Below are 14864 nucleotides of genomic sequence, written 5' to 3'. Positions count from 1 at the left end.
TTGTGCTTTACCCAATTGCGGTATCCAGTATAAAGCATTAATAAATGAATCGCTTTTCCCAGGTTCGTCAAAAAAGAATATTACTTTCCTTCTCCATTAAGAATTGTCCTCAAAGTAAATAACATAATCTTAAAATCAATTACAAGCGTTCTGTTTTCGAGGTAAAGTATGTCGTACTGAAGTCTTTCAATCATTTCTTCAACATTCTCGGCATAGCCATATTTTACCATACCCCAGGAGGTAATGCCTGGCCGAACGTTAAATAAGTGCGCATAATGAGGAGCTTTGGGGAGGATCTGGTCGATAAAATGCTGTCTTTCGGGTCTGGGGCCAACAAAAGACATGTCTCCCATGATGATATTAATCAACTGGGGCAGTTCGTCCATTCGCCATTTACGTATAAATTTCCCTACGCTTGTAATCCTGGGATCATTGTGCGAAGCTAGTGCCGGACCATTTTTTTCTGCATCCGTATACATTGATCGGAATTTATAAATCATGAATGGTTTTTTGTTTTTACCAATACGTTCCTGTTGGTAGAAAACCGGTCCCTTTGAATTGTTTTTTATGGCGATTGCAATCCCAATGAAAAGAGGCGCTGAAATTATCAGACCTGTCCAAGCCATGACGAAGTCGAAAATTCTTTTCGCCAATCCTTGCCAAACCGGTATTTTATGGTTTGTGATGGTGATGAAGGGAGAACTTTCCAGATTCTGTGTTTTAACAGTTCCCTCCAGCATTTGATTAATGTTGGTGGATAGTTTTATGAGTATGTCTTTCTGTTTTAGAATATTAATAACGTGATTTATTGTTTCGTGGTGCGATTGGTTTAAGCACACAACCGCCTCATCAATATCTTCTAGGTTGACCAGCTCTTCAATATCGGAGACACTTCCGAGACAGGGTATTAATTCGGTCATGTCATAACCGGATTCATTATCTTCAACTAAATATCCCACAAACTTTTGCCTTAATGCATTCGCATCTTTTTGTTCTTTCAATATTTCTAAAGCTTGTTGATTATTACCCACGAATATCTTTTTATACCCTCTTTTTCCTGTTATTATAAGATGATGTAGTCGGCTAATGATTGCCATCCGGAACGAAAAAGTAAATACAAAAACCACGAAAAGATATCGTAAGGATAAGCTTATCGCGTTTGTTGTTAGTTCAATGGGGGAATAATTATCTAACATGAAAAACAACAAAACGGACATAATAAAACAAGTGGCTGCGGTAGGGCCAATTATTTGAAGCCCTGATTTTCGGGCCGGGTTGCTATAATGACCCGAGATATAAAAAGCAAAAAGCCACAGAATAATCACGGTAGCTATTGCAATTGCAACACTCATATGCTCAATTTGAACCGGAATTAGTGGAGAAAAAATTTCGTGGTATGGTAGCCGATATTTGCCCAAAAATAGGATGTGGCATAGAATAAGCGCTATAATATCGCCTGCAAAGTGCCATAAAGCTACTTCTTTATCAACAATTCGTTTAAACTTAGTAGATTCCTTTTCTTTTATCCCAGGCATGTTGCTAACATATACAATTGCTAATATAACGTTATTGCTTTCGATTAAGTATGAGAATTGAAATAATTTACAATTAAAAGTATGTTGTATGGCCTTTAAATTCTCGGGAAGCATTATTTTTGAGGATTACATAATTATGAACATGGATACATTTAGGCATAAAGGATTAAGGAACAGGTTGGTTCAGGAAATTACTCGTAAAGGAATTAAAGATGAACGCGTGTTAAGGGCTATAGGAGCGGTTCCTCGCCATATGTTTTTCGAGAGTAGTTTTATACAATTTGCCTATCAGGATAAGGCATTTCCTATCGGTGCCGGACAAACTATTTCGCAACCATATACTGTCGCTTTTCAATCGGAATTGTTGGAGGTGGTACCCGGGCAGAAAGTACTTGAAGTAGGAACGGGTTCCGGATATCAGGCAGCTGTGCTATGTGAGTTGGATGCTAAAGTGTTTACCGTTGAACGCCAGAAAGAACTTTATATAAAAAGCAGCAAGATACTGCCTCAGATGGGATATAAACTTCGTTTTTTCTTGGGAGACGGCTACAAAGGTTTACCCCAGTTTGGGCCTTTCGATAAGATTATTGTAACCGCAGGCGCACCCAAAATACCAGAGGAATTACTTACCCAACTTTGTTTAGGTGGAATGATGGTTGTCCCGGTAGGAGGGGACGAAGTTCAGATAATGACACGAATAACGCGCGAATCAAAAACAGAATTCAGCCAAGAGGAATTTGGCCGTTTTGCCTTTGTGCCAATGTTAAAAGGAATAGTGAAATAGTCATCGGTCAACAGTCAATAGAAGCTTCGCATAGTCAACTACTTATTATAACCCAATGACTAATCCTTTATTGACCAAATTAAAACGGCATGTCCTTGTCGTGAGGACTTTGCGGGAAATCCGGGAGGCCAAATTCATTTGCGGCCGGAGCCCGGTTAAAGTTGTCTCCCCCGGCAGGTTCGTTCATTTTGGAACCATAAGTGACCGATTGACCTCCTTTATCCATACCAAGGTCGGCACCAAATACACCCGTGTCTGGGTTTTCGAACCTGGCTAGTTCACCCCGGAACCGCAAGTTAACATCACCCGTGGCACCGTTACGGTGTTTGGCAATGATAATTTGCCCCATTCCAATTAAGCTGTTGCCCTGTTCATCTTCTGTGATTCCATAATATTCAGGTCGGTGAATAAAGCATACCATATCGGCATCCTGCTCAATCGCACCCGATTCCCTTAGGTCAGATAGTTGGGGGCGTTTTCCTTCTGCACCCGCTCGTCCTTCAACACCACGGTTCAGCTGTGAAAGAGCAATGATAGGGATATTTAACTCTTTGGCCAGTCCCTTAAGGTTTCGGGAAATCAAACTTACTTCCTCCTGACGGGATCCCGGGTTCATCCCGTTTGCATTCATCAACTGAAGGTAGTCGATAATCACGACTTGGATATCATGCTCTTTTTTGAGTTTTCTACATTTGGCTCTTAGCTCGAAAACGGACAAGCCAGGCGTGTCATCTACATAAATGGGTGCATCAATCAGGTTCTGAATCTTATGATCGAGTTGTTCCCACTCGTAGCTCACTAAATTACCTTTCTTTATTTTTTCGGCAGGAAGCTCCGTTTCCGATACAATTAAACGATTTACCAATTGTACGTTACCCATCTCCAGGGAGAACACGGCGACACTTTGGTTAAACTGCAAGGCCATGTTACGTGCCATGGATAGTACAAAGGCTGTTTTACCCATAGCAGGTCGGGCAGCGATTACAATCATATCTGTTTTTTGCCAACCAGAGGTTATTTTATCCAGGTCATGAAAACCGGAAGGAACACCACTTAATCCATCTTCGCGCTGCGATGCTATTTTAATCATCTCAATAGCTTCGTCAATCACAGGGTTAATCTGGGTAACCCCCTTTTTCATGTTGCCCTGGCTCAACTTAAAGAAAGCACTTTCCGATTCATCCAACAAATCATCCACATCATATCCCTCATCAAAAGCTTTGGTTTGAATTTCCGAGCTGATTCGGATTACCTCGCGCTGAAGGTGTTTTTGCCAAATAATTCTGGCATGATACTCGATGTGGGCTGCAGAGGCAACCCTGCCGGTTAATTGAGTGATGAAAAATGCACCACCTACCTCTTCTAAAAGACCTAGACTTCTTAATTCCTGGGTTACGGTTAACATATCCACAGGTAAATCCTTTGAGTTAAGGTTTTGGATAGCCGTATAAATTTTTTGATGTGTATCTTTATAGAAGCACTCGGGCTTAAGTATTTCGCCTACAGCAGTAAAGGCGTCCTTTTCTAACATCAACGCACCTAATACAGCCTCCTCAAGTTCTAACGCTTGTGGCGGCATCCTTCCAACCTCTAAATCAATATTTTGTGGTGCTTTTTTGTTCGTGTAACTTCTTTTCTCTGCCATAACCTGATTCGTAATTTCTGCAAACGGGTCACAAAGTTAATCAACAAAATTTAGTCATCAATACCGCTTGTCAAAATGTTTTTAAGTAATTGTGTAATTAGATTTAAATCAGCCTAATAATTTTTACCCGATGATTTTGCTTGTTTATAATTGATTTTTAATCTTGATACTTTATATATCTTTGGTCAACTTTTTTAAGATGCATTATGATTTGTTTCCCCAACGCAAAAATTAATATAGGTTTATATGTAACCCAAAAAAGACCGGATGGCTACCATAATATCGAAACTTTATTTTATCCAACGCAACTGAAGGATGTGCTGGAAATTATAGAGAATAAAAATGGCAAGGAGGATTTTGTTTGGAGTTACAGTGGTATTGATGTAGATGCTGATCCGGAAGATAATCTCTGCGTAAAAGCGTTAATGCTTTTGAAAAAAGACTATGAAATACCACCGGTTAAGATGCATTTGCATAAGGTTATTCCTTTTGGAGCAGGTTTGGGTGGGGGATCGGCAGATGCTGCTTTCACCCTAAAAGCTTTAAACCAGATGTTTGATTTGGGAATTAGAGAACGGAAGTTGCTAGAGTATTCGGCAGAACTTGGAGCCGATTGTGCTTTTTTTATATATAATACACCACATACGGCAACCGGCATTGGTGATGTACTATCTCCATGTAATATTGACCTAAAAGGATACCATTTGCTGTTGGTTAAACCCGATATCCATGTCTCAACACCTGTGGCTTATCGCGGAATTACGCCAAGACTGCCCGAAATAGATTTTCAAGATCAATTAAGGTTACCTGTTGAAAACTGGAAAGGTATTATAAAAAACGACTTTGAAACTGCTGTTTTCCCAAATTATCCTGAAATTGAGGATGTAAAGGAAAAGATGTATACCAAAGGAGCGGTTTATGCTTCGATGACAGGAAGTGGTGCGGCTGTTTTTGGATTATTTAAGGAGGAGCCTGATATTGAATTTGCTAATTGTTTTTCTTGGGCCGAAATATTATAAAAAAAGCCCCGGTTTTCTCCAGGGCTTTAATATGATTTCTTAAATCGATGTTTATACTTCAATAAGTATCATCAATTCATTTTTAGGAATTTTATCACCTTTCTTAACGCAAATCTCCTTGATCTTACCGTCGAACGGCATCGTAATCTGATTTAGCATTTTCATGGCTTCCAGCACCATTATGGAATCTCCCTCTTTAACTACATCGCCAACTTTCACGTTAAACTTAATTACCGTTCCTGGGATGTGAGAGCGGATCTCACAAGGATCCGGAGCCTGCCAAGGTTTTCTATCGGTATACTTTTTAGTAACCTTTGTTTGGTACTCCATGGTATGTACCCTAAAGCCAACCAATTCTTTTTTGTTACTCATTATTAGTCGATTTAAAATGGAGGGATACCGTGTTTTTTCTCAGGATGATGAACGTCCTTGCCTTCAGAAACTTCCAAAGCATGTAAAAGAATGTTACGTGTATCGTTAGGCTCAATTACCGAGTCAATGTAACCTTTAGCTGCAGCAACATAAGGGTTGGCAAATTTCTCTCGGTACTCCTGAACTTTAAGCTGACGCATTTCATCCGGGTTTTCAGCTCCCTCAATCTCTTTCTTGAAGATAATGTTAGCAGCACCTTCCGGTCCCATTACAGCAATTTCCGCGGTAGGCCAGGCAAACATAAAGTCAGCACCTAAGTGACGCGAGTTCATGGCGATATAACCACCTCCGTAGGCTTTACGTAATATAACGGTAACCTTTGCTACGGTAGCTTCGGAATAAGCATATAGTACTTTTGCACCATGTCGGATAACACCTGCATGTTCCTGATCCGCTCCCGGAAGGTAACCTGGCATATCCTCAAGGGTAACGATTGGAATGTTAAATGAATCACAGTAACGGATAAAACGAGCTGCTTTGTCAGAACTGTCACAATCCAATACCCCAGCCAACACAAGTGGCTGGTTGGCCACAAAACCAATAGTCTGTCCGTTCAATCGGCCAAAACCGATTACGATGTTTGCAGCAAAAAGTTCCTGGATTTCGAAAAAGTCACCGTCATCCACGATTCCTTTAATGACGTCGCGTACATCATATGGATTGCGCGGGTCAGAAGGAATCAAGTCTTCGATATTTCCTTTGAAAACTGGTTCTTTTGGAGGAAATTCCTTCGCTTTTTTGCTGTTGTTCCAAGGGATATAAGTGATTAGCTTTTTAATTTGTTCGAAACACTCTTGTTCGCTTTCGGCAAAGAAGTGTGCGTTACCGGTAGTTTCGGCATGTACACGTGCTCCACCAAGTTCTTCCATCGAGATTTCTTCTCCCAGAACAGTTTTAATCACACCCGGACCTGTGATAAACATTTTAGAAATGTTATCTACCACAAACACAAAGTCTGTCAAAGCAGGTGAATAGACAGCTCCTCCGGCACAAGGCCCAAGAATTACTGAGATTTGAGGGATGACACCGGAGGCAATGGTGTTTCTGTAAAAGATTTCTCCATACCCGGCAAGAGAGTTAACCCCTTCCTGAATACGGGCACCGCCGGAATCGTTAATTCCAATTAAAGGCACACGCATCTTTAAAGCGTGATCCATGATTTTAGTAATTTTACGGGCGTGCATTAGCCCTAAAGAACCACCGGCTACGGTAAAATCCTGGGCGAACACGCAAATGGGTGCGCCATAAATAGTACCGGTTCCGATAATCACACCATCACCATGAAGTTGCTTTTTGTCCATCCCGAAGTCTTTGGCTTCGTGCTCAACAAAAAGATCGTACTCTGTAAAAGAATCCTGGTCAAGAATGGCAAGAATACGCTCGCGGGCAGTCATTTTACCCATGGCCACTTGTTTCTCGATGGCTTTTTCGCCACCCCCCATTTCAACCTTTTCTTTTCTTTTCCGAAGATCAAGGATGTGTTTTTTCAATGACATAGTTAAACATTTTTAATTAACCTAATACAAATCAATGTCTTAAAAATAAGAATATGCTTGCAATTTCAGGGTACATAAATACAAAAATTATTTTGATACGAAAACTTGCAGAAAAAATCATTTTGCACTAGCACTGATATTACCGATATTTTTGCCCAAGTAGCATTCTTTTTAATGCTATTTAGGCGCTTTGTTATACAAATACACACCAATAAGAGCAAACACCAGGTTCGGAAGCCATACTGCTATAAGAGGATTCATATTTCCGTTAATAGCAAATGTGGTAGACACAGTCATAAACAGGATATATCCAAAACTAAGTCCCAAGCCAATTCCAATATGCAATCCAATACCTCCCCGCACTTTTCTGGAAGCCAGTGAAACGCCTATCAAGGTAAGAATAAAAGCTGAAAAAGGATTGGCCCAACGCTTGTAATATTCAATAATATACGGTTTAACCGAGCCGACACCTTTCTGTGTCTGAGCTTCTATATAGGTATCAAGTTCGGTATTGGTCATGGTCTCAAACCAATTGTGTTCCGATTTAAAATCCGATGGTGTCATGTTAAATACGGTATCAATCTTGCTTCCTTCGGTTATTTCTATGTGTTTTTCGTCAATAAAATCTCTTTGAATATAGTCGGTCAGCGTCCAGTTTTTTTTGTCCTTATTGTAAGTAATGCTTTGTGATGAAAGCTTCGAAATCAACCTGGTTCCTTCGAACCGCTCAGCACTAAAGTAACTTCCTTTGTTTCTGTACCCGTAAAACTTTCCCATGTAAACAAATAATCCGGGTTCCAACTGTAAATGGATGTCGGTTAGTCCTGTGTCTTTTTTGTTTTTTACGTAGGTGGACTCAAATTCGAGTCTGGTTTTATTGGAAGGCGGAATGACATATGCGCCCAGTAAAAATGAGAAAATGGCCACTATTAGGGCTCCTACAAAATAAGGAAACATCAATCGCCTGAAGCTTACGCCTCCCGATAAAATGGCAATTATTTCTGTATCGTATGCCATCTTTGAGGTAAAGAATATTACCGCGATAAAAACAAAGAGCGGAGTAAACAGGTTGGCAAAATAGGGCACGAAATTAGCGTAGTAATCGAAGATAATAGCGTTCAGGGGTGCTTCTTTATCGAGAAAGTTGTCGATTTTTTCGGTGAAATCGAACACTACCGCTATACTGATGATAAGCAAAATGGCAAAGAAGTAGGTGCCCAAGAATTTTTTAATGATGTACCTGTCAAGCTTTTGTATGGCTCCTCTCATTTGAAGTGGTATACTTTAAATTGTTTACAAAAGAACAAAAAAATAACGGACAAAACTATTGCTCCGGTTTATTTCGATATTGGTTTAACGCAAGTTAAGAAGCTGATTGATCACAGTCTTAACGACATCTGTTTTACCATTTTGTCTTTCCATTCGCTAAAATCACCGGCTTGAATATGTTTACGTGCTTCCTGCACCAACCACAAATAAAAGGCCAAATTATGCAAGCTCCCAATTTGTGCGGCCAAAAGTTCTTTTGAAACAAACAAGTGCCGAAGGTAAGCTTTGGTGTAATGACGGTCGACAAAGGAGGTTCCTTCTGGGTCTATAGGCGAGAAATCATCTTTCCATTTTTCGTTTTTCATGTTCATCACACCTCTCGAAGTAAAGAGCATTCCGTTTCGTCCGTTTCGTGTGGGCATCACACAATCAAACATGTCCACGCCAAGCGCAATGGATTCCAATATATTCACCGGAGTTCCAACGCCCATCAAATAGCGAGGTTTGTCCTCGGGAAGGATGCCGGTAACCACTTCCGTCATTTCATACATTACCTCTGCGGGTTCTCCAACAGAAAGACCGCCAATGGCATTCCCCGCTCTCTCAAAAGAAGCAATGTATTCGGCCGACTGTTTTCTGAGGTCTTTGAAACCTGCCCCTTGTACTATGGGAAAAAATGTTTGAGAATAACCGTATTTCGCTTCCGTTGCATCAAATTGAGTGATTCCTCTTTTCAGCCAGCGGTGGGTAAGCTCCATAGAGTTTTTAGCATACTTGTGATCCGCATCCCCAGGTGCACATTCGTCAAAGGCCATTATAATATCCGCCCCAATGATTCTTTGTGTATCAACCACGTTTTCAGGCGTAAATAAATGTTTCGATCCATCTATATGTGATCTGAAAACAGCCCCTTCTTCTTTTAGTTTTCTGTTGCCACTTAAGGAAAATACCTGATAGCCGCCGCTGTCTGTTAATATAGGACGGTCCCAACCATTAAACTTGTGCAGCCCTCCAGCTTTTTCAATTATTTCTAATCCCGGGCGTAAATACAAATGGTAAGTGTTGCCGAGGATTATCTGGGCTTCAATATCCTTTTTTAAATCGTTAAAGTGCACGCCTTTAACGCTTCCCACAGTTCCTACGGGCATAAAAATAGGCGTTTCTATTTCTCCATGGTCCGTGGTTATTTTTCCTGTCCGTGCTCTGCTTTTGGGGTCTGTTACTTGTAATTCAAAATCCATTCGGTCTACATTTGGGGCTGCAAATATAAAAATACATTATATACTTCACCCTGTATATTTTATAAAAATAAATCACTTGTGTCAGTCAATATTGAAATGAAAGGAAAGGTTGAATGAAAATTTTTTTTTAGCCGATAGGCAGGCTTACTTTGTTCTGCAAGACAAATATTTCGAACATCCTGGCATTTTAGCCAATTGGAAAAACCTTAAAAAAGCTTGTCCGGACAGGAATAAAAAACCTCCAAATTATTTTACTTTTTACAAAAAAAAAGTGGATGGATGCATTTTTTTGACTCGATTAAAAAGAGCGTTATGTTATAATTAGTGTAAGTCTACGTTTAACAGCCAATGCATCACAATACAACACCTCATCTTAAGTAATTTTTAGTGTTAGAATGTAAGTGTGGCATAAATATGGTTTAGGGTGGGTAAGGTGTTGAATATGAGATTGTAGAAAATGAACCCAATGATTATTGTCTACATGGCCGCAATCTATAAAAAAGGGGAACTTTTATTTTTTTAATGCGTAATGCTATAGAAGCAAAGTTAAATGAGTTATACTTGCCAGAGTCTTATTAATTAAACATATTTGAAAAGTGGAATTATCAAATTTAATACCAACCCATGGCCCTTGGCTTTATGTATTTATTGTATTGCTAAGTGCTTTTTTTATACAAATATTTTACCATTTGTTTTTCTACAACGTATTGGATAAATATTTGAAGAACTATACGGAAGAAAATGATTTTTCGTATCCACCTATTTCAGTAATAATTTGTGCTAGGAATGAGTCTAAAAATCTGAAGCAACATCTTCCTTCTGTATTAGAACAGGATTACCCAGCACCGTTTCAGGTGATTGTTGTTAATGATGCTTCTGAGGATAATTCGGAGTTGGTATTGGCTCAATTAAACGAAAAGTACAATAATTTATATTTTACGAGTATACCTTATGATAAAAAATTTTATCATGGTAAAAAGCTGGCGGTTACTTTGGGAGTGAAAGCGGCAAAGTATGAGCATCTTTTATTTACAGATGCAGATTGTGAACCGGCAGGAAAATATTGGATAAAAAACATGGCCGAAGGATTTGCATCCGGTAAAGATATTGTGCTGGGGTATGGCCCATATAAAAAACAAAAAGGATTTGTGAACCTTTGGCATAGGTACGATACTTTTCAGATTGCGATACAATATTTATCGTTCGCCTTAAAGGGAGTTCCGTATATGGGGGTGGGGAGAAACATGGCTTATAAAAAGTCGCTCTTTCAAAAACATGAAGGATTTAAAAGCCACCAGCACGTATTGTCGGGAGATGATGATTTATTTATACGAGATGCAGCAACAAAAGATAATGTAGCTGTTGTTGCATTACCGCAAAGTCAAACCAAATCGGTTCCGGTAGCTAGCTTAAAGGAGTGGAAACGACAAAAAAGCAGACATTTGACAACCTCTCATTTCTATAAGTTTAAAACTAAGATGCTGATTGGTTTGGAGGCTTTATCGAGACAAATATTTTGGGGCATATCTTTAATATCTGTTTTTTTTTCTAATTTTGCCGTAGTTTTAATTGCAGTAATAATTATTAAATTGGCAGTTCAATTTTTTATTCAAAGTAAAATAGCCAGGCAATTAGAAACAACCGAATTACCTTGGGGCGGGTTATTGTTAGATTTTATTCTGCCCTTAGTAACGGGAACATTGCTTTTTAGTGGAAAAAGACAAGCAAAAAAATATAAATGGACTTAAATCCAAACTTATCAGAAAAGGCTAGACACGATTATGCACTCGTTCAATTAGCTGTGAAGGGCGATCAAAAAGCGTTTGCCGAACTTATGGGTAGATATCGCGATGCCATCTACTTTATGTTGTTGAAGATGGTAAATAATAAAAGTGATGCAGAGGATCTAACCATTGAGGCTTTTGGAAAAGCTTTTAAAAACATTCATCAATATTCTCCCAACTACGCATTTAGTACTTGGCTTTTTAAAATCGCTTCCAACAATTGTATCGATTATTTGCGTAAGAAACGCAATAATATTGTTTCTATAGATGGAACGCACATCAGTGAGGAGAAAGAGAACGATTCACCTATACATTTGAAGGATGAAACTCCGGATCCGGAAGAAGGTTTGATAAAACAACAGAAGGCTGTATTGATGCGAACGGTTGTTAAAAAACTGAAGCCAAGATACCGTACTTTAATTGAGCTGCGTTATTTCAACGAATTTTCGTACGAGGAGATTGCGCAAGAGCTTGATTTACCTTTGGGAACAGTAAAAGCGCAGTTGTTCAGGGCTCGCGAACTCCTTTTCAACACCCTTAAAAATACCGACGTTAAATTAGATTAGCATTATACAAATTACACGTTTTCTGCATATAAGTATGTAATTTGTATAAAGCTAAAGCAAAATTTATAATGCATTGTTATTGGGAGAAAAGAGGAAGGGATATTAATGGATTTGATTCAAAAATACTTTGCCGGATTATCGGAAGAGCAGGTAAAACTGTTCCAAAAACTTGAGGAGCTATATCCCGAGTGGAATGACAAGATCAATGTGATTTCACGCAAGGATATTGATGAGTTGAATATTCGTCATGTTTTACATTCGCTGGCAATAGCGAAATACATAAAATTCAAACCGGGGACAAAGATAATCGATGTAGGCACAGGTGGCGGTTTTCCCGGCATCCCGTTGGCTATTTACTTTCCTGATTGCGAGTTTCATTTGGTAGATTCTATTGGCAAAAAAATTAAGGTGGTTGAAACTATCGCCCAGGAACTTGGGTTGAACAATGTAATGGCACAACAGGCCCGATCCGAAAATATTAAAGGAAAATACGATTTTGTGGTAAGTAGGGCTGTAACTGCATTCCCTCGTTTTGTTTCGTTAACAAGGCACTTGATAAGCAATAAAAGCAAAAATGCCGTTACCAACGGGATCTTGTATCTTAAGGGAGGCGACTTTGAGGAAGAAATAAAACCGTTTAAGAAAAGCACGTCCGTTATAGCGTTGAAAGAATATTATTCGGAAGATTTCTTTGAAACCAAGAAATTAATTCACCTTACATTTTAAATAAATCTTTTATTTTTTTTGGAAGAAGAAAATAAAGATGTATTTTTGCAGTCCGAAAATAGAAACTAACGAACTGTCGAAAGATATAAAAAAGTAATACGATGAAAAGGACATTTCAACCTTCGAACAGAAAAAGAAGAAACAAGCACGGATTTAGAGCTAGAATGGCCAGCGCTAACGGACGTAAAGTTTTAGCTTCGAGAAGAGCTAAAGGTAGGAAGAAACTGAGTGTTTCAAGCGAGAAAAGACATAAAGCATAATTAATGCTTCATCAGATATTAAAAAGGATTCCTCGTGAATCCTTTTTTTTTGCCTTTTTGTATTATTTTTGAGCTCGTCTTGAATAAAACACAAACTTATGTCGGTTCTTAAATTTCTGGTCAGCAAAAAGTTTTTTCTGCATATAGCATCAGCCGTTGGTCTGGTGGCTTTAATATTGATCAGCACCTTTATTACGCTGAATATTTATACCCATCATGGTGAAAATTACGCCACACCGGATTTCTCAGGTTTAACAGAGAAGCAGTTTATCGATTTGGTGCAACAGAAGAAACTTAGGTATAAAATCATTGATTCGGTTCATATTTCTGAAATGACACCGGGTGTTGTGGTTGAACAAACACCCAAGCCAGGCAGTAAGGTGAAGGAAAACCGAACCATTTTTTTTACCATCAATGCCTATTCGGCAGAACAGGTACCCATGCCGCAGTTAGTCGATTTTTCGTTACGTAATGCCCAGGTAACTTTGGAGTCTTATGGGCTGAGGGTTGGGAAGTTGATTTACATTCCTTCGGAATATACCCAATTGGTTTTGGGTCAGCATTATCAAGGTAAACCCATTGAACAGGGTGTGTTGATTGCCAAAGGTTCAAGTGTCGACTTGTTGGTGGGGCAAGGATTAAGTGACGAAAAAACGGAAGTGCCGGACTTGTTTGGGATGACCCTGGAAGAAGCAAGGATTTTGTGCCAATCAAACGCATTAAACATAAACGCCGTTATTTACGATGATAGCATACCTACGCTTGAAGACAGTACGAGGGCCTTTATATGGAAGCAGTTGCCCGAGATTGAATCCGGGAAGAAATTAAGACTGGGTTCTTCGCTGGACGTATGGTTGACCATCGATTCGTTTAAGATAATGCCCGATACTTTAATGGTGGATTCATTGGCCGTTCAAATAAACTAAGTAATGACGGAGCAGAAGGATAATAGAAAAGAAATGGAAGGACTGGAGGAAGAGCAAAATGAAATGTTTGAGCATTTCCGTTTTGTTACGGACGCAGGTCAAAAACAAATCCGTATTGATAAATTTTTGGTCAATAGAATGGAGAACGCTTCCAGGAACAAAATTCAGGAAGCAGCTTCCGCAGGGAATATATTGGTAAATGGAACTTCGGTAAAATCAAATTATAAAATAAAGCCCAACGAAACCATTACCATTGTAATGGAATATCCTCGCAGAGAGATCGAGATTATTCCAGAAGATATCCCATTGAATATTCATTATGAGGATGATTGTTTGATGGTCATAAACAAGGAGCCGGGGATGGTGGTGCATCCCGGACACGGGAACTATTCAGGTACATTGGTAAATGCCCTGGCTTATCATTTAAAAGATCTTCCGCTTTTTAATGCCGACGACCCACGACCCGGTTTGGTGCACAGAATAGATAAGGATACCTCAGGCTTATTGGTTGTCGCCAAAACGGAGCAGGCCAAAAACCATTTGGCACGTCAGTTTTTCGACAAAACAACGGAACGTTCCTATACTGCCATTGTATGGGGAAATATAGACGAGGAGGAAGGAACGATAACCGGACATATCGGGCGTAGTCTTAAAAACAGAATGCAGATGTCTGTTTTTCCGGAAGGAGAGTTTGGGAAGCATGCTGTTACGCATTATAAAGTGTTGGAACGATTCGGATATGTTACTTTGGTGCAATGCGTGTTGGAAACAGGACGTACCCATCAGATCCGTGCCCATATGAAATACATTGGACATACCCTTTTTAACGATGAACGATACGGAGGTAACGAAATATTAAAAGGAACAACGTTTACTAAATACAAGCAATTTGTGCAAAACTGTTTTAAGATACTGCCGCGACAAGCACTTCATGCCAAGTCGCTCGGTTTTATCCATCCCCGCACAGGGGAAAAAATGAGTTTTGATACTGAACTTCCTGAGGATATGACCATGGCTATTGAAAAATGGAGGGGTTATATTTCAAGTAGGGGACACTAAGAAGTCCGTAGTGTTCACCAGGTAAAACATTAGATATTGAGATAACCTTCCGATCTTGCGGAACAGGTTGTCCCGAAAAATTGCGGGAAGATATCATAACCTGTCCCTAACTAGTATTGGAA

The 14864-nt window shown here is 39.4% G+C and carries 14 protein-coding genes; 8 read left to right on the top strand and 6 right to left on the bottom strand.

The window, feature by feature from the left end; genetic code table 11:
• Positions 1-80: 80 nt before the first annotated feature.
• Entirely contained in the window at positions 81-1535 is a 1455-nt protein-coding gene (locus ACRD64_RS02530) for a sugar transferase (protein ID WP_430931584.1), read from the bottom strand.
• An 88-nt stretch (positions 1536-1623) separates the two neighbouring features.
• Here ACRD64_RS02530 and ACRD64_RS02525 point away from each other — a divergent pair, with 88 nt between their 5' ends.
• Complete coding sequence (locus ACRD64_RS02525) at positions 1624-2319, top strand: protein-L-isoaspartate(D-aspartate) O-methyltransferase (RefSeq protein WP_430931583.1); 696 nt, start codon at positions 1624-1626, stop codon at positions 2317-2319.
• 79 nt (positions 2320-2398) lie between these two features.
• Here ACRD64_RS02525 and dnaB read toward each other — a convergent pair whose 3' ends face one another.
• Entirely contained in the window at positions 2399-3964 is a 1566-nt protein-coding gene (gene dnaB, locus ACRD64_RS02520) for a replicative DNA helicase (RefSeq protein WP_430931582.1), read from the bottom strand.
• 206 nt (positions 3965-4170) lie between these two features.
• Between dnaB and ispE the strand changes: the two genes are divergently transcribed.
• Positions 4171-4983, top strand: coding sequence for a 4-(cytidine 5'-diphospho)-2-C-methyl-D-erythritol kinase (ispE, locus tag ACRD64_RS02515; RefSeq protein ID WP_430931581.1), 813 nt, complete (start codon positions 4171-4173; stop codon positions 4981-4983).
• Positions 4984-5034: 51 nt separating this feature from the next.
• Here the strand turns inward: ispE and ACRD64_RS02510 are convergent, their stop codons facing one another.
• From ACRD64_RS02510 to tgt, 4 genes are all read right to left on the bottom strand, one after another.
• Positions 5035-5355, bottom strand: coding sequence for an acetyl-CoA carboxylase biotin carboxyl carrier protein subunit (locus ACRD64_RS02510; protein ID WP_430931580.1), 321 nt, complete (start codon positions 5353-5355; stop codon positions 5035-5037).
• An 11-nt stretch (positions 5356-5366) separates the two neighbouring features.
• Positions 5367-6911 (bottom strand): acyl-CoA carboxylase subunit beta, encoded by a 1545-nt coding sequence (locus tag ACRD64_RS02505; RefSeq protein ID WP_430931579.1) that lies wholly within the window; start codon positions 6909-6911, stop codon positions 5367-5369.
• A gap of 177 nt (positions 6912-7088) precedes the next feature.
• On the bottom strand, positions 7089-8180 hold the full coding sequence (locus ACRD64_RS02500; protein ID WP_430931578.1) for an LptF/LptG family permease: 1092 nt from the start codon (positions 8178-8180) through the stop codon (positions 7089-7091).
• Positions 8181-8290: 110 nt separating this feature from the next.
• The gene (gene tgt / locus ACRD64_RS02495; protein WP_430931577.1) at positions 8291-9421 is read right to left on the bottom strand and encodes a tRNA guanosine(34) transglycosylase Tgt; all 1131 of its coding nucleotides are present in this window, start codon (positions 9419-9421) and stop codon (positions 8291-8293) included.
• Between the two features lie 596 nt (positions 9422-10017).
• Here tgt and ACRD64_RS02490 point away from each other — a divergent pair.
• The 6 genes from ACRD64_RS02490 to ACRD64_RS02465 all read left to right on the top strand — a co-directional run bounded on the left by ACRD64_RS02490 (position 10018) and on the right by ACRD64_RS02465 (position 14742).
• A complete protein-coding gene (locus ACRD64_RS02490; protein WP_430931576.1) occupies positions 10018-11169 on the top strand; it encodes a glycosyltransferase in 1152 nt (383 codons plus the stop codon).
• Positions 11160-11771: an RNA polymerase sigma factor gene (locus ACRD64_RS02485; RefSeq protein WP_430931575.1), complete on the top strand. Its 612-nt coding sequence runs from the start codon at positions 11160-11162 to the stop codon at positions 11769-11771. Before ACRD64_RS02490 ends, ACRD64_RS02485 begins: the two co-directional genes overlap by 10 nt.
• Positions 11772-11876: 105 nt before the next feature.
• Positions 11877-12497, top strand: coding sequence for a 16S rRNA (guanine(527)-N(7))-methyltransferase RsmG (gene rsmG, locus ACRD64_RS02480; protein WP_430931574.1), 621 nt, complete (start codon positions 11877-11879; stop codon positions 12495-12497).
• Positions 12498-12598: 101 nt separating this feature from the next.
• Entirely contained in the window at positions 12599-12757 is a 159-nt protein-coding gene (gene rpmH, locus ACRD64_RS02475) for a 50S ribosomal protein L34 (protein WP_044262814.1), read from the top strand.
• Between the two features lie 98 nt (positions 12758-12855).
• Entirely contained in the window at positions 12856-13683 is an 828-nt protein-coding gene (locus tag ACRD64_RS02470; protein ID WP_430931573.1) for a PASTA domain-containing protein, read from the top strand.
• A gap of 3 nt (positions 13684-13686) precedes the next feature.
• Positions 13687-14742 carry an RluA family pseudouridine synthase gene (locus ACRD64_RS02465; protein WP_430931572.1) on the top strand — a complete coding sequence of 352 codons (1056 nt, stop codon included), beginning with the start codon at positions 13687-13689 and terminating at the stop codon, positions 14740-14742.
• Positions 14743-14864 lie beyond the last annotated feature (122 nt).

Source organism: Saccharicrinis sp. 156 (assembly GCF_050589685.1).
Classification (GTDB): Bacteria; Bacteroidota; Bacteroidia; order Bacteroidales; family Marinilabiliaceae; genus Saccharicrinis.
Note: the sequence above shows the minus strand (reverse complement) of the source record. Positions and strands in the feature narration are given on the sequence as shown.

Bases quoted from the DNA above. Each gene is read 5' to 3' on its own strand.
- ACRD64_RS02530 (WP_430931584.1), bottom strand. From the start codon at position 1,535: ATGCCTGGGATAAAAGAAAAGGAATCTACTAAGTTTAAACGAATTGTT.
- ACRD64_RS02525 (WP_430931583.1), top strand. From the start codon at position 1,624: ATGGCCTTTAAATTCTCGGGAAGCATTATTTTTGAGGATTACATAATT.
- dnaB (WP_430931582.1), bottom strand. From the start codon at position 3,964: ATGGCAGAGAAAAGAAGTTACACGAACAAAAAAGCACCACAAAATATT.
- ispE (WP_430931581.1), top strand. From the start codon at position 4,171: ATGATTTGTTTCCCCAACGCAAAAATTAATATAGGTTTATATGTAACC.
- ACRD64_RS02510 (WP_430931580.1), bottom strand. From the start codon at position 5,355: ATGAGTAACAAAAAAGAATTGGTTGGCTTTAGGGTACATACCATGGAG.
- ACRD64_RS02505 (WP_430931579.1), bottom strand. From the start codon at position 6,911: ATGTCATTGAAAAAACACATCCTTGATCTTCGGAAAAGAAAAGAAAAG.
- ACRD64_RS02500 (WP_430931578.1), bottom strand. From the start codon at position 8,180: ATGAGAGGAGCCATACAAAAGCTTGACAGGTACATCATTAAAAAATTC.
- tgt (WP_430931577.1), bottom strand. From the start codon at position 9,421: ATGGATTTTGAATTACAAGTAACAGACCCCAAAAGCAGAGCACGGACA.
- ACRD64_RS02485 (WP_430931575.1), top strand. From the start codon at position 11,160: ATGGACTTAAATCCAAACTTATCAGAAAAGGCTAGACACGATTATGCA.
- rsmG (WP_430931574.1), top strand. From the start codon at position 11,877: ATGGATTTGATTCAAAAATACTTTGCCGGATTATCGGAAGAGCAGGTA.
- rpmH (WP_044262814.1), top strand. From the start codon at position 12,599: ATGAAAAGGACATTTCAACCTTCGAACAGAAAAAGAAGAAACAAGCAC.
- ACRD64_RS02470 (WP_430931573.1), top strand. From the start codon at position 12,856: ATGTCGGTTCTTAAATTTCTGGTCAGCAAAAAGTTTTTTCTGCATATA.
- ACRD64_RS02465 (WP_430931572.1), top strand. From the start codon at position 13,687: ATGACGGAGCAGAAGGATAATAGAAAAGAAATGGAAGGACTGGAGGAA.